General features: G+C 69.4%; 20 protein-coding genes and 1 pseudogene. 7 read left to right on the forward strand and 14 right to left on the reverse strand.

Annotation, left to right across the window (positions count from 1 at the left end; all coding sequences use genetic code 11):
• Positions 1-235: 235 nt before the first annotated feature.
• Together dnaA and F8M74_RS27955 are read left to right on the forward strand one after the other, a co-directional pair.
• Entirely contained in the window at positions 236-1588 is a 1353-nt protein-coding gene (gene dnaA, locus F8M74_RS27950; RefSeq protein WP_141255927.1) for a chromosomal replication initiator protein DnaA, read from the forward strand.
• A gap of 107 nt (positions 1589-1695) precedes the next feature.
• Positions 1696-3570 carry a HEAT repeat domain-containing protein gene (locus F8M74_RS27955; RefSeq protein ID WP_228559623.1) on the forward strand — a complete coding sequence of 625 codons (1875 nt, stop codon included), beginning with the start codon at positions 1696-1698 and terminating at the stop codon, positions 3568-3570.
• Between the two features lie 300 nt (positions 3571-3870).
• On the opposite strand, the gene F8M74_RS27965 is transcribed toward F8M74_RS27955, so the two are convergent.
• Positions 3871-4242 carry a DUF2267 domain-containing protein gene (locus F8M74_RS27965; protein WP_239004910.1) on the reverse strand — a complete coding sequence of 124 codons (372 nt, stop codon included), beginning with the start codon at positions 4240-4242 and terminating at the stop codon, positions 3871-3873.
• Positions 4239-5348 carry a hypothetical protein gene (locus F8M74_RS27970; RefSeq protein ID WP_228559621.1) on the reverse strand — a complete coding sequence of 370 codons (1110 nt, stop codon included), beginning with the start codon at positions 5346-5348 and terminating at the stop codon, positions 4239-4241. The genes F8M74_RS27965 and F8M74_RS27970 overlap by 4 nt, the downstream gene beginning before the upstream one ends.
• 146 nt (positions 5349-5494) lie before the next feature.
• Here F8M74_RS27970 and F8M74_RS27975 point away from each other — a divergent pair, with 146 nt between their 5' ends.
• Positions 5495-6907, forward strand: a complete 1413-nt coding sequence (locus F8M74_RS27975) for a pitrilysin family protein (RefSeq protein ID WP_141255922.1) — start codon at positions 5495-5497, stop codon at positions 6905-6907.
• On the forward strand, positions 6907-8424 hold the full coding sequence (locus F8M74_RS27980; protein WP_141255920.1) for a pitrilysin family protein: 1518 nt from the start codon (positions 6907-6909) through the stop codon (positions 8422-8424). Before F8M74_RS27975 ends, F8M74_RS27980 begins: the two co-directional genes overlap by 1 nt.
• A 105-nt stretch (positions 8425-8529) precedes the next feature.
• On the opposite strand, the gene F8M74_RS27985 is transcribed toward F8M74_RS27980, so the two are convergent.
• The 4 genes from F8M74_RS27985 to F8M74_RS28000 all read right to left on the reverse strand — a co-directional run bounded on the left by F8M74_RS27985 (position 8530) and on the right by F8M74_RS28000 (position 12792).
• Positions 8530-8838, reverse strand: coding sequence for a hypothetical protein (locus tag F8M74_RS27985; RefSeq protein ID WP_141255918.1), 309 nt, complete (start codon positions 8836-8838; stop codon positions 8530-8532).
• A 299-nt stretch (positions 8839-9137) separates the two neighbouring features.
• Positions 9138-10373, reverse strand: a complete 1236-nt coding sequence (locus tag F8M74_RS27990; protein ID WP_141255916.1) for an MFS transporter — start codon at positions 10371-10373, stop codon at positions 9138-9140.
• Positions 10374-10536: 163 nt separating this feature from the next.
• Positions 10537-12153 carry a CapA family protein gene (locus F8M74_RS27995; protein ID WP_141255914.1) on the reverse strand — a complete coding sequence of 539 codons (1617 nt, stop codon included), beginning with the start codon at positions 12151-12153 and terminating at the stop codon, positions 10537-10539.
• Between the two features lie 132 nt (positions 12154-12285).
• On the reverse strand, positions 12286-12792 hold the full coding sequence (locus tag F8M74_RS28000) for a DoxX family protein (RefSeq protein WP_171410327.1): 507 nt from the start codon (positions 12790-12792) through the stop codon (positions 12286-12288).
• 213 nt (positions 12793-13005) lie between these two features.
• On the opposite strand from F8M74_RS28000, the gene F8M74_RS28005 reads away from it, so the two are divergent.
• A complete protein-coding gene (locus F8M74_RS28005) occupies positions 13006-13926 on the forward strand; it encodes a hypothetical protein (RefSeq protein WP_228559619.1) in 921 nt (306 codons plus the stop codon).
• Between the two features lie 16 nt (positions 13927-13942).
• Here F8M74_RS28005 and F8M74_RS28010 read toward each other — a convergent pair whose 3' ends face one another.
• Positions 13943-14722, reverse strand: a complete 780-nt coding sequence (locus F8M74_RS28010; protein WP_141255908.1) for a tRNA1(Val) (adenine(37)-N6)-methyltransferase — start codon at positions 14720-14722, stop codon at positions 13943-13945.
• Positions 14723-14909: 187 nt separating this feature from the next.
• Here F8M74_RS28010 and yjjJ point away from each other — a divergent pair, with 187 nt between their 5' ends.
• Positions 14910-16220 carry a type II toxin-antitoxin system HipA family toxin YjjJ gene (gene yjjJ, locus F8M74_RS28015; RefSeq protein ID WP_141255906.1) on the forward strand — a complete coding sequence of 437 codons (1311 nt, stop codon included), beginning with the start codon at positions 14910-14912 and terminating at the stop codon, positions 16218-16220.
• A gap of 21 nt (positions 16221-16241) precedes the next feature.
• Here yjjJ and F8M74_RS28020 read toward each other — a convergent pair whose 3' ends face one another.
• The 5 genes from F8M74_RS28020 to F8M74_RS28040 all read right to left on the reverse strand — a co-directional run bounded on the left by F8M74_RS28020 (position 16242) and on the right by F8M74_RS28040 (position 22097).
• Positions 16242-18137, reverse strand: coding sequence for a PHB depolymerase family esterase (locus tag F8M74_RS28020; protein WP_141255904.1), 1896 nt, complete (start codon positions 18135-18137; stop codon positions 16242-16244).
• Between the two features lie 218 nt (positions 18138-18355).
• Positions 18356-19324, reverse strand: coding sequence for a glutathione synthase (gene gshB / locus F8M74_RS28025; RefSeq protein ID WP_141255902.1), 969 nt, complete (start codon positions 19322-19324; stop codon positions 18356-18358).
• Positions 19325-19403: 79 nt separating this feature from the next.
• On the reverse strand, positions 19404-21140 hold the full coding sequence (locus tag F8M74_RS28030) for a serine/threonine-protein kinase (RefSeq protein WP_228559618.1): 1737 nt from the start codon (positions 21138-21140) through the stop codon (positions 19404-19406).
• A 333-nt stretch (positions 21141-21473) separates the two neighbouring features.
• Positions 21474-21770 (reverse strand): hypothetical protein, encoded by a 297-nt coding sequence (locus F8M74_RS28035; RefSeq protein WP_140786513.1) that lies wholly within the window; start codon positions 21768-21770, stop codon positions 21474-21476.
• A 30-nt stretch (positions 21771-21800) separates the two neighbouring features.
• Complete coding sequence (locus F8M74_RS28040) at positions 21801-22097, reverse strand: hypothetical protein (RefSeq protein WP_090491134.1); 297 nt, start codon at positions 22095-22097, stop codon at positions 21801-21803.
• A gap of 204 nt (positions 22098-22301) precedes the next feature.
• On the opposite strand from F8M74_RS28040, the gene F8M74_RS28045 reads away from it, so the two are divergent.
• Positions 22302-24503, forward strand: a complete 2202-nt coding sequence (locus F8M74_RS28045) for an EB domain-containing protein (RefSeq protein ID WP_141259064.1) — start codon at positions 22302-22304, stop codon at positions 24501-24503.
• Here the strand turns inward: F8M74_RS28045 and F8M74_RS28050 are convergent.
• A complete protein-coding gene (locus F8M74_RS28050; protein ID WP_141259063.1) occupies positions 24497-25228 on the reverse strand; it encodes a DUF429 domain-containing protein in 732 nt (243 codons plus the stop codon). The genes F8M74_RS28045 and F8M74_RS28050 overlap by 7 nt on opposite strands.
• Before the next feature lie 425 nt (positions 25229-25653).
• Positions 25654-26246 (reverse strand): annotated as a pseudogene (locus F8M74_RS28055) (hypothetical protein); the annotation flags it as partial.

The following is a 26246-nucleotide window of genomic DNA, read 5'->3' on the forward strand; positions in this document are numbered from 1 at the left end:
ACCGCCGAGCAATTCACTGCGAGTGAATGGCTCGGTGGTGTCCCCCAGTCCTTGGGGTAGGGGAGGGGATGATCCACAACTGGGCTGGGCTGGCATGTCCGTTGCGGATCATCCGTGTTGGGAAAAACCCTTGAGGTCGCGGCGGTTTTGGCCGGTTGCTTGATCCACCAGGAACCGTCTGTTAGCACCGCCGAACGCCTCGTTTTCCCCCTGCTCCCGCACGTTTGAGTCCCGCGTGAACGCCCTCGCCCAAGCCGCTACCCCCCTCCCAAGTGCTGGAATTCTCTGGGCTCGGATGCTGGATGCCATCCGCCAGGAGAAGTTCGACTACGCGCTGAGATGGCTGGAGCGGATGCGCCCGCTGGAGGTGCGTGACGGCGCCCTGGTGATGGGCGTTCCGGACCGCTTCTTCCGCGACTGGGTGGATGACCACTACCGCCCCATGCTGGATGTCCAGCTCGCGCGGATGGGGGAGGGCCTGACCTCCATCGCCTATGAGGTGGTGGAGGGCCTGGAGCCGGACCCGCATTTTCCACCCACACCCTCAGTCAAGGCGAGCGCCACGCGCCCGGGCCGGCTGAACGCGCGCTTCACCTTCGACACCTTCGTGGTGGCGGACAGCAACCAGCTCCCGGCCGCCGCGGCGCAGGCCGTGGCCGACAAGCCGGGCCACCACTACAACCCGCTCTACATCTACGGCGGCACGGGCCTGGGCAAGACGCACCTGCTCCAGGCCGTGGGCAACCTCATCTGGGAGCGGGATCCGTCCCAGCGCGTGGTGTTCCTCTCCAGCGAGCAGTTCACCAACGAGTACGTGGAGAGCGTCCGCGAGCACCGCATGGGGGACTTCCGCCGGAAGTTCCGTGAGGAGTGCGACGTGCTCCTCCTCGACGACATCCAGTTCCTCGGCAAGCGTGAGGAGACGCAGAAGGAGTTCTTCTACACCTTCAACACGCTCTACGAGATGAACAAGGCCATCGTCCTCACCAGCGACACCGTGCCCGCGGAGATTCCGGGCCTGGAGGACCGGCTGCGCAGCCGCTTCGCCATGGGGCTGATGACGGACATCCGCGAGCCCACCTACGAAACGCGGGTGGCCATCCTCCAGAAGAAGGCCGTGGCCGAAGGTCTGGACCTGCCGGACTCGGTGGCGCACTTCATCGCCAAGCACATCCAGAAGAACGTGCGCGAGTTGGAAGGCGCGCTGGTGAAGCTGTCCGCGGTGCACAGCCTGACGCGCCAGCCAGTGACGGAGGATTTCGCGTCCCAGGTGCTGCGCGACATCCTCCCCGCCCACAGCGCGGTGGACGTGGAATCCATCCAGCGCGAGGTGGCCCGCTTCTACAAAGTCACGGTGGAGTCGCTGAAGGAAGACCGCCGGCACAAGGCCCTGGCCCATGCGCGCCAGGTGGCCATGTACCTCAGCCGCAAGCTGACGAAGAGCTCCTTCCCGGAAATCGCCGCGCGCTTCAGCAAGGACCACTCCACCGTCATCTCCGCGGTGCGCAAGGTGGAAGGCCTCCGCTTGACGGACGCCACCGTGCAGCGTGAGTTGGCGGAGCTGGAATTGAAGCTCGGCAATCCCTGAAACGGGCCGTGCCTTTGTTTCATGTCGGACAACACGCGTCCGTGTGAAACGGGCCGTGTCCGGCTGACGCGTAGCCAGGATTGACGCTCGGGCGCGTATTCGGGGGAGTGAGCCCGCGCCTGAAGAGCCTGATCCTGCTGCTCGCCGTGCTCACGGCAGCCGCGCTGTGGCGTGCGGGCCAGGAGACACAGACGCCGGCTTCCCCTGAGACACCGCCGGCTGTCTCACAGCCCTTGGACGATGAAGCACCCACACCGGATCCCGAGGAGAACCTTCCGGGCGTGAAGGGGCGGGAGCGGGTGCTCGTCGTGGGCCACCGGCTTCGTTACACGTTCGACCTGGACCTCCGGACCCACTCGGAGCATCCGCCGGGCGCACGGGAGTCCCTGCACACGGGATGGAGCGGCCTGTTCGAATTCACCTACCTGGGCGCGGAGGGTGAACAGCACCTGTTCTCCGGCCACCTCGTGCCCACGCGGGTGGACGTGGCATCCGGTGAGACGTTGGTGCCCGGTGACACAGCGCTGCAGGCGCTCCGGGCCATGTTCGAGCGGCCTGTGTACGTGGGCCAGGACGTGCGGGGCCGGGTGATGGCCGTGCACTTCGATGCGGCGCAGGACGCGTCGGCGCGGCGGCTCGTGCGCCTGCTGCTCGCGTCGACGCAGTTCGTGGCGGAGGACGGCCCCCGCTGGAGCACCGAGGAGCCGGACTCGCGCGGTGACCTCGAAGCCGTGTACCGCGCGGGTGGCAGCGCGAACACCTACGTGAAGACGAAGCGGCGCTACCTGCGCGCTGGCTCGGCGGTGCTTCCACGGCTGCAAGGGCACCTGGACTTCACCCTGTTCTCGGATGGGCGCGTGAAGGAGACCACGGGCTCGGAGGTCGTGGAGCTGGGCGGAGGCGGCACGGGGTTCCCACGCATCCGCGAGGAGACGCGGGTCGCGTTGACCAACGTGGGCGTGGACTACCTGCTTTCGTCGCTGAGGCCGTTTGACGCCACGCGGGCGACGTTGCGGTCGGAGCGGCTCACGGATTCGGCCAGCATGGAGGGGGCTTCGCTGGAGGCGCGGGACAGGCAGCTCGTGAAGGGGGCGAAGCTGGATGACTTGCTGCGGTCGCTGGCGAAGCGCGAGGGTCTGGATACGACCCAGCTGCGACTGACGGCCTTGTTCCGACAGAATCTGGCGGAAGTGGATCGCGCCGTGGCGCTGATTCGTCAGGGCTCCGCGGACGCGGTGCGCTCCAAGCAGATGCTGGAGGCGCTGGCCAGCGCGGGGACACCCGAGGCGCAGCGGGCGCTGGTGTCCGTGTTGGAGGGGGAACGAGTCCGGCCAAAGACCCGGGCCCACGCGGCACGGGCAGTGGGACGGGTTGAACGGCCTTCGCTGCTGCTCGGTGATGCGCTGGAGCGCGTGATGGATGGGACGCGGGACGCGGGGGTGAGGAACGCGGCGGCGCTGTCGATGGGGGCGCTGTCGAAGGCGTTGGAGGTGGCGGAGCCAGGCCGGAGCCAGGCGCTGGTGGAGGGACTCGTGAGGCGCTGCCGCACGGGTACTTTGGAGCCCGAGGTCTGCCTGGATGCCCTGGCCCGGGCGGGCGCCCCGGTGGGATTGGCCTACGTGAAGTCGGCGCTCGTGCATCCGGAGGCGGATGTGCGGGGTGCGGCGACGGAGGCACTGAGCGCCATCCCTGGCGCGGCGGTGGATGCCCTGCTGGACCAGGTGATGCTCGACGACCCGAGCCCGCGGGTTCGTGCGCTCGCGGTGAAGGCTGTCTCTCAGCGGGTCGTCGGCGCCCACATGGAAGCGCTGGCTCGGGTGCTGCGCGCCGAGCGAAGTGAGCGCGTCCGCATCGAAGTGGTGCGGCTGCTGGGCCAGTCGCAAGCCGTGGAAGCCCCCGCCGCGGCACTGCTTCGCGATGTGGCCACGAACGATGGGTCCTCGAACGTACGCGCACTGGCGGCGTCACTGCTCGGCGAGTAGGGCGGGGTGCCGGGCGGATGAGTTCGCCCGGCATCCGTTTCACTTCGAAGTGCTACGCGTCCCCCACGAGCATCCACGAGAGCAGCGCGGAAGGCGACGAGGACCGGCCCGTCGCTCAGTGCGCCGCAGGGGAGGCGCCGCGGAGAGGGTCTCCGGCGTCTCACCGACGTCCTGCTCGGCAGCTTCTTGTCCCGGTCGAGCTCGTCATCGAAGACGTATTCGAGCTGCCCCGTCATCGCCTCCGCCACCGTCGTGCTGTTGGGGTGCTTCGACTCCCTTCTTTGGTTCAGGCCTGACACCTCAGGCCTCGGGCACCCACAGCGAGCGCAGGTCCGCGGGGAGCTGGCCCATGACGTCGTCGGCCTCGCCCTCGCTGATGTGATTTCGCACCGTGACGAACACGGCCCGGGCCAGGCGTTCGGCCTCGTTGGGCGTGGTGTCGAGCTCCTCGGCCACCATGGCGAGGAACTGCTCCAGCTTGTACTTCCGGGCGACCTTGCCCTCGTGCCGAGGACACCGCTTCAGCATGTCCTTCACCTTCCGCGGAAGCTGGGCCTCCAGGTGCTTCGCCTCGGTGTCCATGAGGCGTTGCTCCAGCAGGCACAGCACGGACTGCGCGGCCTTCTCCGCCAGGTCACGAACGACGCCCGCGTTCGCTTCGAGGTCCTTCAAGAAGACCGTATAGGTCTGCGCCGCGTGCGACTCACTGCGCTGCTCCTTGAGGCTGGGCGTAGCGCTCCGGCCCTCCGCTGCCTCTCCCTGCTCCTCACGTATGTTCGCCATGACGGTGGCCTCCTCGGTGTCGGGCTTGGGTCTCTTCCGTGAGCGTGGGCACCCCACGTTCCCCAGGCACCGGTCGCCCCCCGCGCGCCGGGACGCCAGGGTGGGAGGCGAGCCATGCACCGGTAGGACTGTCCCGGCGCCGTCAGTCCACCGCGCCACTGAACAGCTCCACCGCCCGGGCCCCATACAGCACGCCCCATATCGTCAGCGAGGCCAGCGCCAGGCCCACCGCGCCGAGCGCCTCCCAGTGCCGTCCCGATGGGCGGCCGCGCCTCCGGGTCCACCCGCCGCAGCGCCACCGCGCCCAGGACGAGGGCAAGCATCGCCATCCCCACGAAGACGACAGTCAACACGGACCACACGCCGAAGAAAGAGAACAGCGGCGTGAGCACAGGCAGGAACAGGGAGCCCACGCTCAGGGACAGCGCGTGCCGGGCAAGGGGGTTGTTGACCCGCAGGTCCCACAGCCGGTGCAGCTCGCGCTCGGGGACCTCCAGGCGGAAGAAGAGCCGACTGCGCGTGTCGCGGAAGACGTTCACCGCGACCATCAGGGGAATGAAGAACAACAGCGCGGGCGCGCCCAGGGAAGGCGCGGAGAGCAGCATCGCCAGCAGCGGCACGGCGAGCAGGCCCATGCGCGCCCACCGCATGCCTAGGAAGAACGCCACGCCCACGCCCGCGCTGCCCAGGCACGCCAGCGTGGTGCCGACGTCCCCGGCCATCAGCGCCACCAGCGCCAGCCCGACGAGCACCACCGTGACACCGCCCACCAGCCAGGCGCTCCCGTCCCTCCGTCCCCAGAGCCCCAGCCGGAAGGTCTCCAGGTAGTTCACCTCCGGACGCACGGCGCAGGGAGGGCAGTACATCCGGCCCATCACCCACGTCGTGCACGCGGTGCAGACGAAGCCGCCGCAGCGCTGGCAGGTGGCACCCGCGAGCGCATCCGGATGGAGGGCGCAGCGGGGCAGGGCACCGGCTGGGACTTCGGCGGACATGATTTCAGTCTCTCATGCTGACCAGGAACCAACATCCCGGGGCACGGTCCTTTCCCGCCACCATTCCCTACCCACGGTACCGGACGTGCGTGCTAAGCGCGTCACGTGAGTCATTGGCACCGAGACCCGGAGGCACCTTGTTCCGAATGAAGGCCCTCGTCGCCGCAGCCCTCGTGTTCAGTGGGCCGCCGGCGCTTGCCCAGACACCGACACCCCAGGAGGCGAAGCCGCTGGAGCCCGGCCGCGAGGCGCTCGCCATCTCGTATGAGAAATACGCGCTGCCCAACGGCCTGGAGGTCATCCTCTCCGTGGACCGGAAGCTGCCGGTGGTGGCCGTCAACATCTGGTACCACGTCGGCGCGTATCACGAGCAACCCGGCCGCACCGGCTTCGCGCACCTGTTCGAGCACATGATGTTCCAGGGCTCGCGCAACGTGGCCGACGACGTCCACATCGCCCGGCTGGAGCAACTGGGCGCCACCGACCTCAACGGCACCACCAGCTTCGACCGCACCAACTACTTCGAGACCGTCCCCAGCAACCACCTGGAGACGGCGCTGTGGCTGGAGAGCGACCGCATGGGCTTCCTGCTCGACGCCATCACGCCGGAGAAGCTGGAGACGCAGCGCGAGGTGGTGAAGAACGAGCGGCGCGAATCCATTGAAACCGCGCCGTACGGCGCCGCCCGCGAGAAGGCGTGGCACGCGCTCTTCCCGCTGCCGCACCCGTACCACGGGGATGTCATCGGCTCGATGAAGGACCTGAACGCGGCCAACGTGGACGACGTGAAGGACTTCTTCCGCAAGTGGTACGCGCCGTCCAACGCCACGCTGGCCATCGTCGGTGACTTCGACGTGGCGAAGACGAAGGCGCTGGTGGAGAAGTACTTCGGCACGCTGCCCAGCCACGCCCGGCCGCAGCGGCCGGAGGTCGCGCCGGTGAACCTCACCGCGCCCGTGGTGCTGCGCGAGGAGGAGCGCGTGGCCCGGCTGCCGCTCTTGTCCATCCAGTGGCTCACGCCCGCGTACCTGGAAGAAGGGGACGCCACCGCGGACGTGCTGGCCACCGCGCTGTCCACCGGCAAGGCCAGCCGCCTCTACCGCCGGCTGGTGCTGGACAAGGAGCTGGCCCAGAGCGTCAGCGCCACCCAGCAGAGCCAGGGCGCGCAGTCCGTCTTCTCGGTGGACGTGGTGGCGCGGCCCGGCGTGTCCACGGACACGCTGCTCCAGGAGGTGGACGCGGTGCTGGACGAGGTCCGCCAGCAGGGCATCACCCCGCAGGAGATTGCCCGCGCACGCACGCGCTACGACACGCGCACGCTGGCCGGCCTCCAGTCCGTCGGCGGCTTCGGCGGCAAGGCGGACGTCCTCCAGAGCTACAACCACTTCGTCGGCGAGCCCAACTACGTGGCCCAGGACCTGGCTCGCTACGAGTCGGTGACGCCCGAAGCCGTGAAACAGTTCGCCCAGGACTCGCTGCGCCCCGGCGCGCGCGTCATCCTCCACGCGGTGCCGCCCGCACGCCGGCAGGCGCCCCTCGACTCGAAGGAGCGCCACTGATGCGCCGCCTCTTCTCCGCCCTGCTCGTCACCACGCTGGCCGCCTGCGCCAGCAACCCGAAGCCCGCGCCGGCCAATCCGGACTCGCCCGCGCTGGGAGAGAAGGCGGCCCCGGCCGAAGCCACGGCTGACGCCGAGTCCTTCCGCGCCACGCCGCCCAAGCCCGGCAAGGCGCCGGACCTGGTGCTGCCCACCTTCCAGAGCGCGAAGCTGGACAACGGCATCACCGTGATTGTGAGCACGCGGCGGGAGCTGCCGCTCGTGTTCGCGGGCGTGGCCTTCGCCGCGGGCAGCGCGCAGGACCCCAAGGGCAAGGAAGGGCTCGCCGAGCTGACGTACCGCATGCTGCTGGAAGGCGCGGGCAAGCGGGACACGGTGGTGCTGGACAACGCCTTCGCGGACCTGGGTGTGACTCCCGCCATGGACGTGCAGGCGGACGGCGCGCAGGTGGGCGTGCGCGTGCTGACGCGCAACCTGGACGCGGCCATGGCCCTGCTGTCGGACGTGGCGCTGCGACCCGCTTTCAACCTCGACGCCTTCGAGCGGCGCAAGAAGCAGCAGCTGGCGGACCTGGTGCGCGCGATGGGGCAGCCCGGCGTGCTGGCACAGCTGGCCTACCTGGAGGCCGTGTTCGGGCTGGGGCACCCCTACGGACACCTCCCCGAGGGCACGCCCGCGTCCGTGCAGGCGCTCACCCTGGCGGACGTGATGTGCTTCTACCGGAAGCACACCGGCCCCAAGGCCCAGGCGGTCATCCTCACCGGTGACATCAGCCTGGAAGAAGGGGTGGCCCTGGCGAAGAGGCACTTCAGCTGGTCGAAGAACAAGGCCACGCCGCCGCCTCCGCCGCCGGCCACGAAGGCTCCGCCGCGTCAGCAGGTGTATGTGGTGCCCAAGCCGGGCCTGGACCAGACGCTGCTGCTGGTGGGCCGCGCCGGCATCGCCGCGGGGAACCCGGACGAGTATCCGCTGGAGCTGGCCACCACCGTGTTCGGTGGCTTCTTCGGCAGCCGCCTCAACATGAACCTGCGCGAGAACAAGGGCTACAGCTACGGCGCGGGCGCCAGCCTCTCTCCGCGCCTGGGCGTGGGGCCGCTCACCGCGTACAGCTCCGTGCGCCAGGACGTGACGGGCCCGGCCTTGAGCGAGGTGATGAACGAGCTGACGGGCCTGAAGAACCGGCCCATCACCGCCGAGGAGCTGGAGGCCGCGCGCGAGGGCCTCATCCGCGCCTTCCCGGGCGCCTTCGAGTCCGTGGAGGGCCTGGGCGCCAGCGCCGCGGCGCTCTTCATCACCCGCCGCCCGCTGGACGAGTTCAACCGCACCGTGGAGGGCCTGCGCGACGCCAGCGCCGCGGACGTGCAGCGCATGGCCGAGCAGTACCTGGACCCGGCCTCGATGCAGATTGTCCTCGTGGGTGACCCGGCGACCATCCAGGAGCAGGTGACGCCGCTCGGCCTGGGCAAGCTGGTGCCCATCGAGCCGGATGAAGCACCGGTGCCGCGCGCGGCGAAGTAGCACGCAGGCAGTCATCCCGGGCCGTGGTGGCGAGACATTGCTCGCGGGCCACGGCCCGGTGTTTCACGGGGTACGAGGTCCGAAGGTCCGGGCCTCCCCTGTGGCTCAGCGGTTGCGCGCCTCGTCTTCCTCGTCGGAAACCTGTCGCTCCTCGGCTCGCTCGCGGCCCCGGCGCTCGCGCTCCAGTTCGTCCGCCTCGTCGATGGGGCTGCGGATGTCGGGGACGTAGCCGCCCACCTCGGTGTCACTGTCCAGGGCGAACTTCTGCTCGCGGGTGTCGCGGATGGAGTCCGCGGAGTACAGCGGCAGGGTGTCGTCGGCTTCCAGTCCCCGCTCCACGCGGTCCGGCGCATAGGGAGGCTTGGTGGCGGCCTCCTTGCCTCCCGTGTACGGGTCGTACTTCCTGTTCGGCATGGTGCGCTCCTCGTCGAAGTGGGTACCGCTCCGAAGCTGAATGTCGGAGCGCGCTCGCGGCGCACCAAGGTCCCCGCGGAGGGCCGGGGGCACGCCCGGCCGCCCGGCTCACGAGGAAGGTGAGGACGCCCGAAGGCATCCCCAAGTTGCCCACAGGTGGGCCACCCACCGCCGCGTCACTTCCCGAGGAAGTCGAGCAACGCCGTGTGGAACTTCTCCGGCGCCTCGGGGTGGAGAGACGCCTGTAGCGCGAAGGAGGCGCGGGCGCAGGCCGTTCGACGCGGGTCCGGAAGATTCGTCTACGCGCCAGCGCCGTCGAAGTGCTGCGGGCGCAGCAGCCGCAACGTCAGCACCAGCGCGAGGAACAGCACACTGGCGCTCACGGTGACGAAGCGCACGCCCATCCGGTCGGCCATCGCGCCCAGGCCCCACACGCCCGACGCATACGCGCCGCCGAGCACCATGCTGTACAGGCTGCTCATGCGCGCCTGCAGCTCTCGGGGCACGCGCGACTGGCAGTACGCGTGCATCCCGCTCATCAGCATCATGTAGTTGGCGCCGAGCACGAAGATGACGGCGGCGGCCACCTGCAGCGTGGGCGACAGCCAGTACAGCGTGGACACGCCGCCAATGGACATCGCCACGAGGCCCAGCAGCTTGCGCTGGCCCAGCTTGTCCACCAGCGTGCCCACCAGCAGCGCGGCCGTCACCGCGCCCGCGCCCTGGCAGGTGACAAGCAGCGACGTGGCCGCCGCGCCCTGGCCGAAGACGCGGATGGCGAACACCGGCACCAGGCCGATGAAGGGCGCCACCAGGGCCGCGACCAGCAGCGTGCCCCACAGCATCAGCGAGATTTCCGAATCGCCCCGCGCCACGGAGAAGCCGTGGGCAATCTGCCGCCACAGGCCCTGCGTGGCCTTCGCTGTCGTCCGTGTCAGCGTCTTCACCTGCGACAGCGCCACCAACACCGCGACGAAGGACAGTGTATTGATGAGCAGCGCCCAGGACGTCCCGCCCATGCTCAGCACCAGCGCGGCCAGCGCCGGACCGATGATGCGCCCCAGGTTGAACTGCGCCGAGTTGAGGCTCATGGCGCTGTGCAAGTCCCGGGGTGGCACGAGCTCCGCGAGCATCGCCGCGAAGGCGGGATTGATGAGCGTGCTGGCGCAGCCGTGGACGAAGGAGATGACGGCCACGACGGGGACGCTGAGTCGGTGCGTGAAGGCCAGCGTCGTCAACACGCCCGCGAGCACCAACTGCACCACCGTGCCCAGCGCGACGTAGATGCGACGGTCGAACCGGTCCGCGAGCGCGCCGCCCACCGGCGACAGCACCACCGCGGGGAGGAAGGTGAGGGCGACGATGCCACCCGTCCACTCGGCGCGGCCCGTGGCCTCGGTGACGTACACACCCATGGCCACCGTCTCCATCCAGGTGCCGATGGTGGAGATCAGGGCTCCCACCCAGACCGCGAAGTAACCGGGGTGGTCGAAGGCACGAAGCGAGGAGAGACGTGGCAGTCGAAGGGTGCGCACGGCAGGGACCTTTGTATCCCGGAGCCGTGCGACATGCCTGTAGGGGCCGGCAGTTGCTTTGAGCCGCTATGACGGAAGCTGGGACACATCCAGCAGCCGCGCTTCAGCCCGGGCTCGAGGTCCGTGAAGCACCCACACGCCGCCGTGCGCACGAGACGACGTGTCAGCGCATGGAGACAGGACCCTTGCCGCGGACCTTCACGGTGCCGTCGTCGGAGATGCGCGCGCCCGTCTCCGGGAAGTCATCCGCGGTGAGGTCGCGGACCGCCTTGATGACGGCGCCCTTCGGGTCCGGCACGGCGATGCCCCTGTCCACCTGCTTCGTGGGGAGGATGCGGCCCGCCGTGAAGTCGCCGTCGCGGTTCAGCTCGACCTCCAGCACCATGCCCAGGCCCTGCGGACCGCGCAGGTTGAACCGGCCATAGGTGGCGAAGTTGCCCAGCGAGTAGGCGATGAGCCGGCCCTTGTAGAACTCCATGCCGCGCACCACGTGCGGGCCATGGCCGATGACCAGGTGCGCGCCCGCGTCCACCACCGCACGCGAGAAGGCCCGCAAATCACCCCGGTCCTCGCCGTGGAACTTCTCCCGGCCCTTGGGCACGTGCAGCGCCTTGCTGCCCTCCGCGCCGCCGTGGAACGACACGATGACGATGTCGTGCTCGGCGGCGGCCACGCGCACCAGCCCCGTCGCCGTGGTCAGGTTGTTGAGGTGGTTGCACGACGGCGACGTGTGGAACGCCACCATGCCGATGAGCAGGCCGTTGCGCTCCACCGTGGCCACCGTGCCCGGCGCGCCGCTCCACGCGATGCCCAGCGCGTCGAGCGTGGACTCCGTCGCGCGGCGGCACTCCTCGCCGAAGTCACCCGAGTGGTTGTTGGCCGTGGACGCCAGGTCCACCCCGGCCTCCTTCAGGTACTGGCCGTATTCGGTGGGCGAGCGGAACGCATAGCAGTTTTTCGACGAGCGGCACTTCTTCGTCTCGCCCGTGTCGCACAGCGGCCCTTCCAGGTTGATGAAGGTGAGGTCCGCGTCCTCCAGCAACGGGCGCACGCCGGCAATCACGCTGCCGGCGCCATCGGGAGGCAGGTGGCCTTCGGGCACGGTGGTGCCCAGCATGACGTCACCCACCGCGCGGATGCGCACCTTCGCGTTGGCCGGCGGGGGAGGGCGGTTGATGAGCTGAGGCCCCTGCAACAGCTTCGCCTGGAGCATGGCCTGCCCACGGGCCTGGGCCAGCGCGCCCTCGAGGTCCGGGTGGTCCGGCTGGAGCTTCTGTACCTCGGACCACTGCGTGTAGGCCTCCGCCCACTGGTTCTCCAGCGAGTGCGCCCAGCCCAGCTCCCAGCGGCAATCCACGCGCGAGGGCGCGGCCTCCACGCAGGCGGACAGCTGGGTGATGGCCGTGGGTGCGTCCTTCGCCTGGAGGGATTCCATGCCTCGGGCGTAGCTCGTGTCCGGGTCGGCCAGCGGGCCACGCGGGGTGGCGCTCTTGCCCATGGCCAGGGCCGCGGCGCGCAGGGCGGCGGCGCCGGCCTCCGCGGCGGCACGGCCCAGGTCCAGCACCGCGCCGGAGTCACCGGCACGAGGGTAGGCGTTGAGGTCCGTGATGACAGTCTCTGGCGCGGGCGCAGTGCCCTGGGAATCTGGGCCCTGGGTCGAGCTCGAATCGGCGTTGGGGCCTTGCGAGGGAGAGACGTGCTGGGCGGGGGCGGACTCACGCGCCGAAGCAGCACCCGGCGTGGTGGCGAGCGCCATCAAGAGGAAGACGGACGAGGGCATGTCCCGCCATTGTAGGGGCCCTCCTGGGATTCTGTGACAGGGGAGATGACCTCGCCCTGCTCAGCAGCCAGGCAGGCGACACACACCTCATCGGTCAGGGTGATGGGATGTGTGTCGCGGCACGGCCCGGGTTCAACCCATCACGTCGAGCAGCACCGAACGGCGGCGCTGCCGCGGCAGGAACCGCAGCCGCCGCAGCTCCTTGCGCTTCACCCGGCGCTCGATGGCGCTGTGGACGGAGAGCGGTCCCGGGCCTCGCAGCAGCAGGCCGAGCGCGATGGCTCCCAGCGCCAGGTTGAACTCGTAGCCGCCCTTCGTGTTGTCGAAGCCCTTGGAGCCATGGACCTTGGCCACGGCGATGGCTTGCGTGACGAGGACGGCCAGCGCGGCGGGGCGCGTGGCGATGCCCAGGATGGAGCTCACGCCCACGAGCAGCTCCACCACCCCCGTGACGATGACCCAGGGCTTGCCTGGCTTGAAGCCCAACTGCTCGAACAAGCCCGCGTGTTGCGCGGTGCCCTCGGGGCGGAGCTTGGACACGCCATGCACCAACATCGTCGACCCGAGCGACAGGCGCGGCGGCAGCAGGGCCGCTGCCTTCAGGATGCTCGGTTGCTCGGTCAGGGTCGCCACGTTCATACCTGCCACTCCTTGGATGGGCCGGGGCCGTTGCCGGAAACCTGGGTAGGTTGGGCCCGGCATGGGCGCATGGCACGCCGCGGCGATTCCGCCTCCCTTGCCCGGTAGGCATACTGCCGGCCCCAAGGGGCCTGCCTCATGAGGCGGGAGTGGACCCGAATCCCTGGGGCGGCCCCGCGTGAATACCCACTGGTACGAGGCAGTCACCCCGTCATGTCCCTCCGCTGGCCGCTCCTGTCCCTGTCGTTGTTGGTGTCTGCTCCAGCGCTCGCGGTCGACGGTGTCGCCGTCCGGGTCCGCTGCACGGAGAAGTGCACGGTAGTGCTGGATGGAAAGAACGGGTTCCGGGTGAATGACACCACCTGGGAGTTCAAGGGCGTCACGCCGGGCTCCCTGCGCATCGACGCCACGGGCGTGATGAGCCGTCCGCTCGCCGGCAGCTTCGTGGTCATCCCGGACGTGGCGACGGCGGACGTCTTCCTGGCCAGCAACAAGCGCATCATCATCGAGCCCGGCAGCTCCACCATGCCCGGCACACCGGACTGGGCCGAGCCGAAACCTCCCACGCCGGCCTCCACGTCGAAGGCGCCGAGCGTGGCCACCGTGAAGTGCCAGGACGACTGCACGGTGCTGCTCGATGGGAAGCGAGGTATCCGCCGGGACAACCGGACCTGGGAGTTCCGCGACGTAGCGCCCGGCCAGCGGCGCGTGGAAGGCAGCGGTGGCGTCTTCAACCGGCGGCAGTTCGTGGGCTACGTGGAGGTGCCGGGTGGCTCCGAAGTCACCATCCAGGGGGACGCCAAGGGCCGCGTGACGCTCACGGAGCAGAAGGACCTGGAGGCGGCGAAGCAGCCTGAGACGCGCGCGGCGACGACCTCCCGGGTCCACGTGCGCTGCACGAAGCCGTGCACCGTGATGATGGACGGGCAGCGCCGGGGCACGAGCAACGCGACGAACCTGAGCCTCCGCGACGTGCCGCCCGGAGAACATGCGCTGGAGGTGGACTTCACGGTGGGCGGGAAGCTGCGGCGCTCGACGCTGGCAGTGCCCGTGGGCCACGAGCTGTTCGTCACCGCGTCCGAGGAACACGGCATCCAGGTGACGAACACGAAGCCGCTCACGAGCACGCCGTAGAGAGGCGGCGCGGTTGTCAGCGACTCTCCGCGAGGGGCGGATCCATCAACGCCGCCACCTCCGCGGAGTAGCCCCCGGGCCCTTCGCCATGAACGATGAGGGGCGGGCGCACGGCGAGGCCCCGGTCCCTGTCTCGCAGGGCATGCACCAGGAAGCGCGTGGCCGGGGCTCCCACGCGCGCGTGGACGAAGCGCAACACGGTGGGGTGGAGCTTCGCCTGGGTCAGCAAGCCCAACACCTCGGCCACGCGCGCGGCCGGGTACACCAGGCTCACGCCGCCGCCGGGCATCAACGCATACCGTGCCGCGGCGACGACGGATGGCGCGTCACACGCCACCTCTGACTTGGACACGGCCCGTTCGTCATCCGGGCTGCGGACCCCCGCGTCGGCCAGGCGGAAGGGCGGGTTGGACACGACGTGGGCGTACTGGCCCCCGGAGACGTGTTCGCGGATCCGTCGCAGGTCCCCGAGCAGTGGGGTGACCCGCGCTTCGCACCCGTTGAGCACCACTGCGCGCATCAGCCGGGCATGAACGGCGGGCTGGAGCTCCAGGGCATCCACGGGCCCCAGGCCGAACTGATTCACCAGCAGGAAGGACACCACACCGCTGCCCGCGCCCAGCTCCAACATCCGCCCGGACTCGTCAACACGCTCGGTGGCCGCGAAGTGGGCCAGCAGCACCGCATCCAGCGTGAAGCGGTAACCCGTCCGCCGCTGGAGCACCCGCACCCCCGCCGTGCCGATGGAGTCGAGCGTTTCGTCCGGGCCGGGCTCGGGCAGGGTGGGTTCAGGCATGGGCTGTAGGGCTTCCTACCCAACGTCCGCTTCGGGCCCAAGACCCCCGCACTGTGCCCCAGCGTTACCGCTGGAAAATCGGCTCACCGACCATAGGTTCATTAGAGCTTTCATATGTTATTTCAGCAGGTTGTGTTGAGATATTGGTCAGCGATATCTCTTCACGGATCTTTTCAGGAATCTGTTCATGGCAACCCTGGAGCAACTGCTGACCATCCTCGGACGTCAGGCCGAGATACGAGGGAGCGAGCTGGCCGCTCAGCTCCGGGTGTCACGCCCGACAGTGTCGCGGCTGCTGGCCTCCGCAGGCCCGAGCGTCTGCCGGATGGGGCAGGGGCCCGCCACACGCTATGCGCGGACCCGCTCGATTGCCCCCTTGGGCGAACAGGTACTGATGTACCGCGTGGACGAGACCGGCCGTCCCCACGAGGCAGGCGTCCTGCACCCGCTGTGGAACGGGGGCTGCTGGATTGCGCGAGAGGACGGGGTAGGTGAACGGTTCGCCGGGCTGCCGCCTTTCGCCGCCGACATGAGCCCTCAGGGCTACCTGGGCCGAGGCTTCACGAGCCGTCACCCCGAGTTGGGACTCCCCCCTCGCATCACGGACTGGACGGAGGACCACCAACTCATCGCGCTGGCGTTGCGAGGCGATGACTGCGTCGGAGACCACATCATCGGCGCGGCCTCCCTGGACCGGTTTCTCGCAAGCCCGCTTCGGCCCGTCACCGAGGCTCAGTACCCGGAGCTCGCCCGCTCATCGATGTCGAGCGAGGCAGGCTCCTCCGCCGGTGGCGAGCAACCCAAATTCACGGCCTATGCCGAGGCGCGCCACGTCCTGGTGAAGTTCGCGGCCAACGATGACGGCGCCGCCGCTCAGCGTTGGAGAGAGCTGCTCGTCTGCGAAGGCCTGGCACTCGAGGCCGTCCACGCCGCCGGGATTTCGGCCGCAACCACGCGTTCCATCCGCGTCGAGGGCTACCAGTTCCTCGAGGTCGAGCGCTTCGACCGGGTGGGGGAAAGAGGCCGCAAGGCACTGCTCTCACTCAAGGCCATCGACAACGAGTACCTCGGCCATGAAGGCAAGGGGAGCACCTGGACCAGTGCGGCCCGGTATCTCCTGCAGATCCAGTACATCAGCGACGAGGACGCCAGGCGCATTCGCTGGCTCGACACCTTCGGGCAGCTCACCGGCAACACCGACCGCCACTTCGGCAACCTCTCCTTCTTCGAGGAAGGGCCCAAGCGGTTCCGGCTCGCCCCTGCCTACGACATGCTCCCGATGATGTTCGCCCCCGTGGGCACGAGCATCGTCGAGCGCACCTTCGAGCCCCGGCCGCCCACTGCGGAGACGCTCGATGTCTGGGCCGATGCCGCTCAACACGCACTGGCCTACTGGAACCGGCTGGAGCAGACCCCCGAACTCAGCGACACGTTCCGCGGCCACTCCGCACGATGCAGGGACTCACTTGCCGCGCTGATGCAGCGGACACCGGTCTGAGCCGGCGTCCGCTCCGTCTTCCTACGGCGCATAGACGACCGTCAGCACCGCGTTCGCCCCATCCCGGATGAACAGGTACTGCGTGGCCGTCTGCTCCTGGGTGAAGCGCAGCCGAAGCTGCGTCTTCCCTGTCTTGCTGATGGCGGAGAGTCCCCCCGCGCTGAAATCCCCGGAGTTCTTCGCTCCCGCGCTGAATCGGTCGATGCCCGCGACGCTGCTCGCCGTGGCCGCCGCCGCCCAGTCCGTCACCTCCGTGTTCGCCGCGTTGAACGTCCCCTTCTTCGCGTCGATGACCAGCGTGTTCCCCGTGGGCGTCGACCACGGGTCTCCCGAGCCCGACGAGTAGCTCACCGTCAGGAACGCCCGCGTGACGGTGGCCCCGTCCGGAAGGCTCGACGTGTCGAAGGAGAGGAACGACCGGTTGTACTTCCCATCCGTCCCCCGGCCGAGCGCCAGGTTCGTCATGAATCCCAGCGCCGCCCCGCTGCCATCCGCGTCCGCCTTCAGGTAGCCGTCATCCGCCGCGATGCTGGCGAACTGCACCGTCACCGGCGCCGGGGAGCCTGAGTTGCTCACCGTCACCACCGTGTCGTCGTCCGTGGCCTGATTGCCCGCGGCGTCAAATGCACGGGCCCCCAGCGTGTACCGCCCGTTGGACACGGCCGTGCTGTTCCAAGCGAAGGCATACGGCGCCTGCGTGTCCGTGGACGCCACCTCGCCATTCACCAGGAACTCCACCCGGGTGACGCCCACCGCGTCCGCCGCATCCGCGGTGACATTCACCGTGCCACTCACCGTGGCCCCATTCGTCGGCGCCGTCACGTTGACGGTGGGCGACGTGGTGTCACCCGTGGGCTCTCCTCCGCCTCCCGTCATCCCGAAGAACTTCACCTGGTGGTAGACGGAGCAGAGATTCACATCGCTCAGGTACGCCCCCACCGAGCCACAGGCCGCGCTGCCGGTGCCGCCTGGGAACTGGAACTGCGCATCCATGGCCACCGCGTGGCCCATGCCGGTGAGCTCCCACGTCTCCACCAACGCGTTGCCCGCGCCGTCCCGGTACACCTTGTGTGGGAAGCCAGAGACTGTCTCCACCGTGTCCGGCGTCTGGTCGATGCCGTGCACGTTCGTCCACTGCTCCATCGCCTCGGTGAGGTTCATCACGTTCACCGTGTAGTCACTGGTGCCGTGCCAGATGGTGACGCGCGGATGCGGGCCCGCGTAGCCCGGGTACGCGCTGCGGACCACGTCCCCCCACGCGGCGGGCGTGCGATTCACACCCGGGCTCATGCAGCTGAAGCCCGCATTCATCGACTCCGCGCACCGGTACGGGCCACCGGAGTGGATGGCCCCGGCGGAGAAGACATCCGGATAGGCGGCCAGCAGCGCGGGCGTCATGTATCCCCCCGCCGAGAACCCCGCCACGAACACCCGCGACGGGTCGATGGAGTACGTGGCCTTCATCGTGTCCACCATCTGCTTGATGGACAGCGCCTCGCCCCGGTCTCGTGAGAAGTCACCGGGCTCGAACCAGTTGAAGCAACTGGTCATGTTGTTGCCGCTCTGCTGCTGCGGGTAGACGACGTAGAACTTGTAGACGTCCGCCGCCGCGGACCAGCCGGCGCCCTCCATCCCCTCGGCCCGCTGCGTACACCCGTGCATCACCACCACCAGTGGCGCGTTGGCCGGCATGCCGGACGGCACGTGGCGGAACATCTGCAGGTTGCCGGGGTTGCTGCCAAAGCCCGTCACCTGCGTGAGCAGGGGCTGACGCTGCTCCGCCACCTCGGGCTCGGCCTCCGGCGCGTCCCCGAGGGGAGCGCCACAGCCCGCGAGGCCCGCGAACAACCACGCGGCAAGAGGCACCCCGGCGGACCACGACCACGGCCAGGAACGGTTGCGACGCTGCTTGAGCATGGTGTCTCCCTGGCGGCCACGAGGGAAAAGGGCGGCCGCGGGGCGAAACCTGACTCTTCCGGGAGTCACTGATTCAAGGCGCGTCGCGTCGCATCGCGCTGAAACATGAACCAGGATTCAAATCACGCACCGCGTCGTGTGGTGCGCTGAAACATGAGTCAGCCCTCAGCTCAGGGAAGACACCGGGCGCCGGGCCGCCCGGCGTCCTCCGGCGGGGCTCAGCGCGCGGCGCGCTCGGCGACGAGCCGCTCCGCCACGTCCAGCACCTTGGCCTCCACGCACACGTCGTCCAGGTGGTTCGCCTCCACCAGGCCGGTGGGGCTCGTCACGTTGACCTCGGTGAGGTAGGTGCCCAGCACGTCGATGCCCACCAGCCGCAGCCCGCGCTTCACCAGCTCCGGCTTCAGGCGCTCGCAAATCTCCAAATCCCGTGGGGTGAGCACGGCCTTCCGGGGCACGCCGCCGGCGGCCATGTTGCCGCGGTGGTCGTCGTCGGACGGGACGCGCAGCACGCCGCCCACCGGCTCGCCGTCCACCAGGAGGATGCGCTTGTCACCCTGGCGGCTCTCCGGGATGTACGCCTGCGCCATGACGGCCTCCCGGCCGCCCCGGGTGAGCATGTCCACCGCGGAGCGCGCGTTCCGGTCCGTGGCGGATAGGAAGAGGATGCCCTTGCCCGCGAAGCCATCCACTGGCTTGAGGATGGTGCCCGCCGCGTTGCGCGCGATGAAGTCCAGCAGCACCGGCAGCTCGCTGGTGACGCGCGTGTCCGGCATCAGGTCCGGGTAGCGCAGGGAGAAGAGCTTCTCGTTCGCGTCGCGGAGGCCCGCCGGCTCGTTGATGAAGACAGGGGGCCGGCCCGTGCCGCACAGCTCCACCAGCTGGGTGGCGTGCAGGAACTCCGCGTCCACCGGAGGGTCCTTGCGCATGAAGAGCACGTCCAGCGAGGACACCGGGCGAGGAGCCTCGTCGAGGATGTCGAAGTGCCGTCCCAGCTCGCGGCGCACGGTGACGTGGCGCATGCGCGCCTCGGCGCACGTGCCGTTGAAGCGCAACCAGCCCTGTTCGAAGTAGCGCACCTGGTGGCCGCGCTTCTGCGCTTCGAGCATCAACGCGAACGTGGAGTCGTGGTCCACCCGCACCGTCTCGAGCGGGTCCATCAGGAAGCCAATGGTCAGAGGGGCCATACAGTCCGGAATCAGAGGGAGAGGGGCGCGAAGATAACCAAGTGCCCCGGGACGTGCCCCTCAATCCCGGTTCTGTGTTTCAGCGCTCGGGGATTTCCGCCAGCTTCAGCCGGAACTGGGTCGTCTCCCCAGCGCTGATCGGCACCGACAGCATGCGCTTCTTGCCGTCCGGGCCCACGATGGTCAGGTCGTGCTCCCCCGCGGGCATGGCCACGTTGAACATCGGCGTGCGGCCCACCCGCTTCTTGCCTCGGAAGACCTCCGCCTCCGGCAGCACCAGCAAGGTCAACTTGCCCCGGCCCTTCGCCGGGCGGGCGATCGCCGCCTCCTTGGAACGGGGTTCCTCCGCGTCCTCGCCGCCCGACACCTTCGCTGGAGCCTCCGTGTTGCCGGCATCCGTGGGCGGGCCCGAGCCCGGTCCCAGGTAGACGGGCAGGTTCGGGTCGTGGTGGGGGAGGGTGCGCAGCGCGCTCGCGTCCTCTTCCTCCACCGTCTCGTTCAGCACCTTCGACAGGTGCCAGGCGGCATAGCCACCGCCCACCAGGATGCCCATCAGCACCAGCCCCCACAGCACATTGGAGGCCTTGCTCTCCGGCGGCTGCGGCGTGCCCTCCACGGCCGCCGAAGCCTTCCGGGGCGCCGCCGCCGCGGGCACCTTGCGCGAGGGCTTGCGCGGCATGCCGGCCACGCCGTTCGACGGCGTCGGGATGTCCTTACGCTCGGGGAGGTAGGGCCCGTCATCACTGCGCAGCGCCCGCTTCGCGGAGTCCAGCATGACGCCGTTGGTGGTGCCGTCCGCGGACTCCAGCATGACGCGCGTGGCGGACATGCGCTCGGTGAACCAGTCCTGCATCAGCGCGGCCCGGTCATGCGCGTCCAGCAGCAACTTGCCCGCCGCCGCTTCAATCGCCCGGGCCATGTCCCGGCCGGTGGCGAAGCGCTTCTCGCGGCTGCGCTCCAGCGCCCGCATCACCACCTTGGACACCTCTTCGGGCACGTGCGGCGCGACGTGCGAGGGCCAGGGGACGGGCGCCTCCAGGATCTTCATCATCTCGTCGCGCTCGTTCTTGCCCGCGAACAGGCGCGCGCCGGTGATGAGCTCGTGCATCATCACCCCGACGGAGAACAAGTCACTGCGGCCGTCCAGTGTATCGCCCCGCACCTGCTCCGGGGACATGTACCCGGTGGTGCCCTTCACCGTGCCGACGTTGGTGCGCTCCAGGCTGTCCTTCGCCTTGGCGATGCCGAAGTCGAGCAGCTTCACCACGCCGTCGTACGTCACCATGATGTTCTTCTGGGCGACGTCGCGGTGGATGACGGGGCTGGGCGCGCCGGAGGGCGCCGTATAGGTGTGCGCGTAGTGCAGCGCCATGCAGACGTCGCGCGCCACCGACAGCGTGAAGCCCAGCGGGAGCTGCTCCTGGCGGCGCAGGCACGCGCCGGTAATCTGGTTCAGGTTCTGCCCGGCGATGAACTCCATGGCCAGGTAGAGCCCGTCATCCTCGCGCCCCAGGTCGAACACCTGCGCGATGTTCGGGTGGTTGAAGGCCGCGGTGATGCGCGCCTCGTCCAGGAACATGCGTTCGAACTGCGCATTGTCCCGCGCGTCCGGCAGCACCCGTTTGATGACCACGTACTTGCGGAAGCCACCCGGACCCGAAGTGAAGCCCAGGAACAGCTCCGCCATGCCGCCCACGGAGAGCTGCGTGACGACCTCATACTTCCCGATGCGCTCGCCCCGATAGAAGTCGATGGGGAAACCCTCCGCCGGCACCCCGCTGTCGGGGCACATCCCGCGCCAGACGATAACAGGCATGTGCGGGGCGGACGTGTGGTGAGAACGGGCCTCCACCCGGGGTGGTTCCCGCATCCACCGGGAAGCTGTGGATGGCCTGTGGACAGTGGGGGAGGGGCTGTGGAGAAACCCCGGTGTGGATCAACACCTGTGGGTTCCCGGGGATAACCGTCACTTTACCCACATGTAGCACATCCGAAATTCGTGAGTGTTCCCGGGAGCTTGCTGACTTGTCCCCAAGTCCCGGCTCCCTACTGCTACTACCAATAGATCAATACCTCTATGAACCTTTAGAAGAAGCAGTCTGCGCTGGGGACGAAGTGCCTGTGGAAACCCAAGGCCGGTGCCCCGGCCTCAAGGCAGCGCCAGGCGCAGCTGTTCGAGCAACGCAGGCAGCCGGGTCATCAGCTCCCGGTCCATCTCCTCCAATGCCCCGCGAAGGGCCGCCAGGTCCTCTGGGGCGCGTTCCGCGGTCACCATGCGCTGCAGGACCCTCAGGCGCTGATTGCGCTGCACCAGGCTGCCCAGGACGTCCTCCAGCTCATCGCTGAGGGCCTCGCCCAGGCGCAGGTCGTGCCCAATCAGCTCCCGGAGCTGCTCCACCAGGTACGTGAGGTCCCAGGATTCTGCGTATCCAGCACGGCGCGACATCTCACCCCTGGCCCAGGCGGGTCGCCGGGCTCATTCCAGCGGTTGGGGCCGCAGCAGGCCCACGAGGGTGAGGCGCGAGCGGGACGGGTCCAGCTCCACGCTGACCTGGCAGCCGGCGACGTCCAGCCGCAGCGTGTACGGGAACTCGGGGGGCAGCTGACTTTCCTCCTGCCGGGCCAGCGCGGCCAGGCGGAACAGCTCGGCGAGCAGCTCCTGGCGGGTCTCCGCCGCGAGCCCCTCCACGGCCGCCTGAAGGCCGCGTGGGATGAGCACGGTGAAGGCCTGCGATGACGAAGGGGCGCATGAGGAGGATGCGACAGAGGTCATGGCGTACCCCAGGTGCGAGAACCATACCCTTCCCGCATCCAACCATTTCGCGTGGTTGCAGCCTGTAGCAGTGGAACGGCCTGTAAAAAACACTGCCCCCCTCCCCGCCGACCCTGAAGTGTTGGGAGGTGGGACGTCGAGGGGGCGGGGCGTCCGCGGGGCCTTCTGGCGCGGGTATAGCCAGAAGGCACGGGGGGGAACGCCATGGCGCACGCAACGCAGGCGTCCCGGTACAGCGGCATTGTCTTGGCGCTGATGCTGGGGTTGGGAGCGGCGGCTTGTCGGGACACGCCATCCCTGTCGGGGGCGGAGGGGCGGTTGCGGTTGTCGGCGCAGCGTGTGGACTTCCCGCACGCCTACCCGGGCACCCGGCGAGAGGCCGAGGTCCGCGTGGTGAATGGCGGCCGGGCCCCGCTGGACGTCACGTGGACGGACGTGACGGCACCCTTCTCGTTGGAGGCGGCGCTGCCGGTCCGGGTGCTGGCGGGAGAGGTGCCGGTGCGTCTGCGCTTCGCGCCTGAAGCCGAAGGGACCTACGAGGTCATCCTCACCGGCACCGCGTCGGATGGCGGCCAGGTGCAACTGGTGCTGGCGGGCGAGGCGAAGCCGGTGCCGGAGTGCTTCACGCCCGTGACGTGCGCGGCGGCCACCTTCGACCTGGTGACGGAGCGGTGCGTGGAGTCGGTGCTGCCGGACGGCACCGCGTGTGAGCCGGGCAATGCCTGCGTCACCGGCGCCACCTGCCAGGCGGGACGCTGCCGGGGCGAGGAGCGCGCCTGTGATGACGGCAACGCCTGCACCACGGACGTGTGCCACGTGCTGGACGGGTGCCAGTCCGTGCCGGCGCCGCCCTGTCCCGCGGCCGGGCCGTGTCAGGTGGGGACGTGCGACCCGCGGATGGGATGCGCCACGGCCCCCGCGCCGGACGGCACCCTCTGCGGCGCGGCCCAAGGCACCTGCGAGGTCGCGGACGTGTGCCTGGATGGGGCCTGCGTGAAGCGCGACCTGCCGGAGGGCTTCCTGTGTGAAGCGGCCAGTCCGTGCCAGGCGTCGGGGCACTGCCGCGGCGGCGTGTGCGCTCGGCCCGCGGCGCAACCCCTGAAGGTGGATTGGGAGCACGACGCTCGGACGGGAGGCGAGCAGCTGCAGGACCTGCTGGTGGGGCCGGAAGGGGACGTGACGCTGTCGGGCTTCTACGGCACGCCCGTTCTGGACGCGGCGGGCAAGGGTCCTCCGGTGCGGGCCTCCCACCCGGCGCGCCGCTGCATGCTGTGGAACGACCGGCTCCTGTGCATGGACATGCCGATGGACGGGACGGTGTCGCTGCTGGAGCGCGACACGGGGACACCGCGATGGACCTTCACCCTGGCCGATGCGCGGCCGGACTTCCGCGACAGGACGCAGACGCTCTTCCTGGCGCGGCTGGCGGTGATGGCGCCGGACCGGCTGGCGGCCCTCTTCGAGGCCTACCCCACGGACCAGCGGCGCGACACGGCGTGCCGCATGTACTTCCTGGTGATGCTGGATGCCTTCGGCCACATGGTGTCCGCGCGCGAGCTGACGGACCCACTGCTCGCCGAGTGCAACCACCCGCACCCGTATGGCCTCGCCTCGGACACGGTGGGGGACCTCTACGTCGCCTTCGCGCCCACGCTGAACACGGGCGCGCCGCTGGCGTCGGGGACGCCCTCGTTGCTGATGGCCTTCTCCTCGGACGGGGTGCCGCGCTGGCGGAGGACGGAGCCCCTGCGCGCGGGTGAGCTCGCGGTGGTGAACGGGCTGCTGCTGCCCGAATGGGGCTTCCAGGCGTTGAGCACCCGGGATGGGGCACCCGTGGGAGGGCACCTCGCCCAGCAGTTGGGCCGCGCGGTGGCCACCCGGGACGTGGTGGTACCCAGCGCGTCGGGCACGACGGTGAACGCGGGCGTGGACAGCCCGAGCTCCACGCCGGCCGCGACGCAGCTGAAGGGCTTCTGGCTTCCGGACCTGGAGCCGGCGTGGCTGTACTCGCTGAAGGAAGGCCAGCGCCTGACGACCAAGGAGCTCCGGCTGGCCACCTGGCCCAGCGGCGCGGGGCTTCCCCCCGAGACGCTGGTGCTGACGCACGCGGTGGCGGCCGACAACCAGCGGTTGCTGGTGGGCGTGCGCGCGCGGGATGGGGCGGAGGCCTTCCAGTGCCCGCTCGACTACGCGCCGCGCACGGTGCCGCAGTTGATGGAGCTGGGGCCCGGCGCCCTCTACCTGATGGATGGGGCTCTCAGTTGTGGCGAGTGCGACCCGCCCTTCGCCAACAGTCAGCCGCGCTTCATGCGCTTCCCCATGCCGGGGTTGCTGCCCGCGAACGCGCCCTGGCCCGGGACTTTCGGAGGACCGGGGCACGGGCACCATGAGAACGCGGTTCACTGAGCGGCGCGGCCCTTCACTGTGGAGAACTTGTGGGCGCTTGAGAGGATGCGCCCCTCGCGCAGCCAGCCCTGGTTGTCCACGGTGAGCGGTGCGCCCACGGCGGTGACGCGCGCGGGGGCTTTGCGCGTGAGCCACCCGAGCCACGCGCACAGCGCAGCATCCAACTGGTCATGGGTGGGAAGCAGGCCCGGCGGGAAGCGCAGGCCCCGCGCCTCCAGCACCGCCTGTCTTCGCGTCCGTCCCGCGTGAGACGTCTTCTTCCCCAACTTCTCCACAGACAGCGCGCGCCACGTCGCGCCGGGGAAGGCCTCGAAGAGGCGGGCCTCCTCCAGCGAGTCCGTGTCCACGTCCAACAGGGGATGCCCACCCCGCGCATGCAGCGCCGCGAACAGCAGCACCCCGCCCCGGACGAAGCCGGCGAAGGGACGTCCAGGCTCGGGCAGCACGTCAGGCGTGCGTCCCGGCGCGCGCAGGCATCGCTCCGCTTCGCGCACGGAGGCTCCCGGCCGGGCCAGCGCCTGGGGTCCATCGATGACGAGCACATCCTCCGAGTTCAAAGGAAATGACGTGCGCAGCAGTTCAGGGGGGAAGCCGAGCGCCTTCGAGGGGACAGGCCACCGGAGCTCGGAGAAGCGCACCTGCCCCCGGGCATCCACCTCCGCCACGTCCACTGGCCGGGGAACGCGTGCGTACGGATCCGTCAAATCCCAGCCCAGGAAGCGCATGGTGAGCTCAAGCCCGCGTAGCGGTTTCCCGCATATCGCGCTGCTTCATGACGCGCCCTGAAAGGAATTCAGTCTCCACCGCGTCTGCTCACACTCGTCGTGAATGCGCAATTGCTATGGGTCCTCACCACATCCGGCCTGTCACGGTGCTTGCGGGAGTCACGACCCGGCGGGTGGACAGGCCCTGCGCAGCCGATATTCTTCGCCCACCGTAGCGTTGGATTTCGTGGACGGTATTCCACGGTGCCCACGCGCAGGCCGCTCGGGAAGCAACCCCCTTGTTCCCGGCGCTCGCGTGGAAGGAGTGCGGTTGCCCGGACGACCTTGGAGGTCCGGCGTGCGGCGGCTTCGTGGCATCGTGGGGGGCCCGCTCGGGCCCCGGGTGGAAGTCTCCCGGGGCCCGAGAGACCTCGTTCCAGTCGCCGCTAAGGTTGTTGTGTCTCCGCCGCCTGCTTCGCTTCCACGCGAGTGAAGGAAAGCAGGTAGGCGGGCTCGTCTCGCGTGCTCGCCTGTATCAACTCCTCCGTCAGCGCATGCAGGGGCCAGCGGTCGATGGACGCCTTGCGGAAGAGGGCCACCGCGCCTTCCAGCGCGTCGATTCGCGCCAGCGCCTGTTCACGTCCGGCCTCGTCGCCCATTTCCTGGGCGCCGCCGCGGACGAGCTGCAGGCCCACCACGCGCTCCACCATGGTGGTGTCTCCCAGGAGCAGCAGCAACTGAATCTGCATGGCGCGTGGGTTCGCGGCCGCCAGCGTCTCCAGCTTCTGGCGGAACACCGTGCGCGCTTCGACGTGGGAGGACTGCGGCAAGGCCTCGCCCCGGAGCACGTCCATCACCGCCACGAAGAGGGACGGGTCCTCCAGCCGAGGCACCTGCCGCAGCAGGAAGAGCGCCTTGTCCGCGTCCAGTCGCGGGCTGCCCAGGGCCAGCATCAGCCTCACGTCGTCCGACGCGGCACGCTCCCAGGCGGCCTTCGCCGGGGCGCCGGGGCGCGGGGGCTTTATCGGAGGAAGGGAGG

Source organism: Myxococcus sp. CA023 (genome assembly GCF_010998615.1).
Lineage (GTDB): Bacteria > Myxococcota > Myxococcia > Myxococcales > Myxococcaceae > Myxococcus.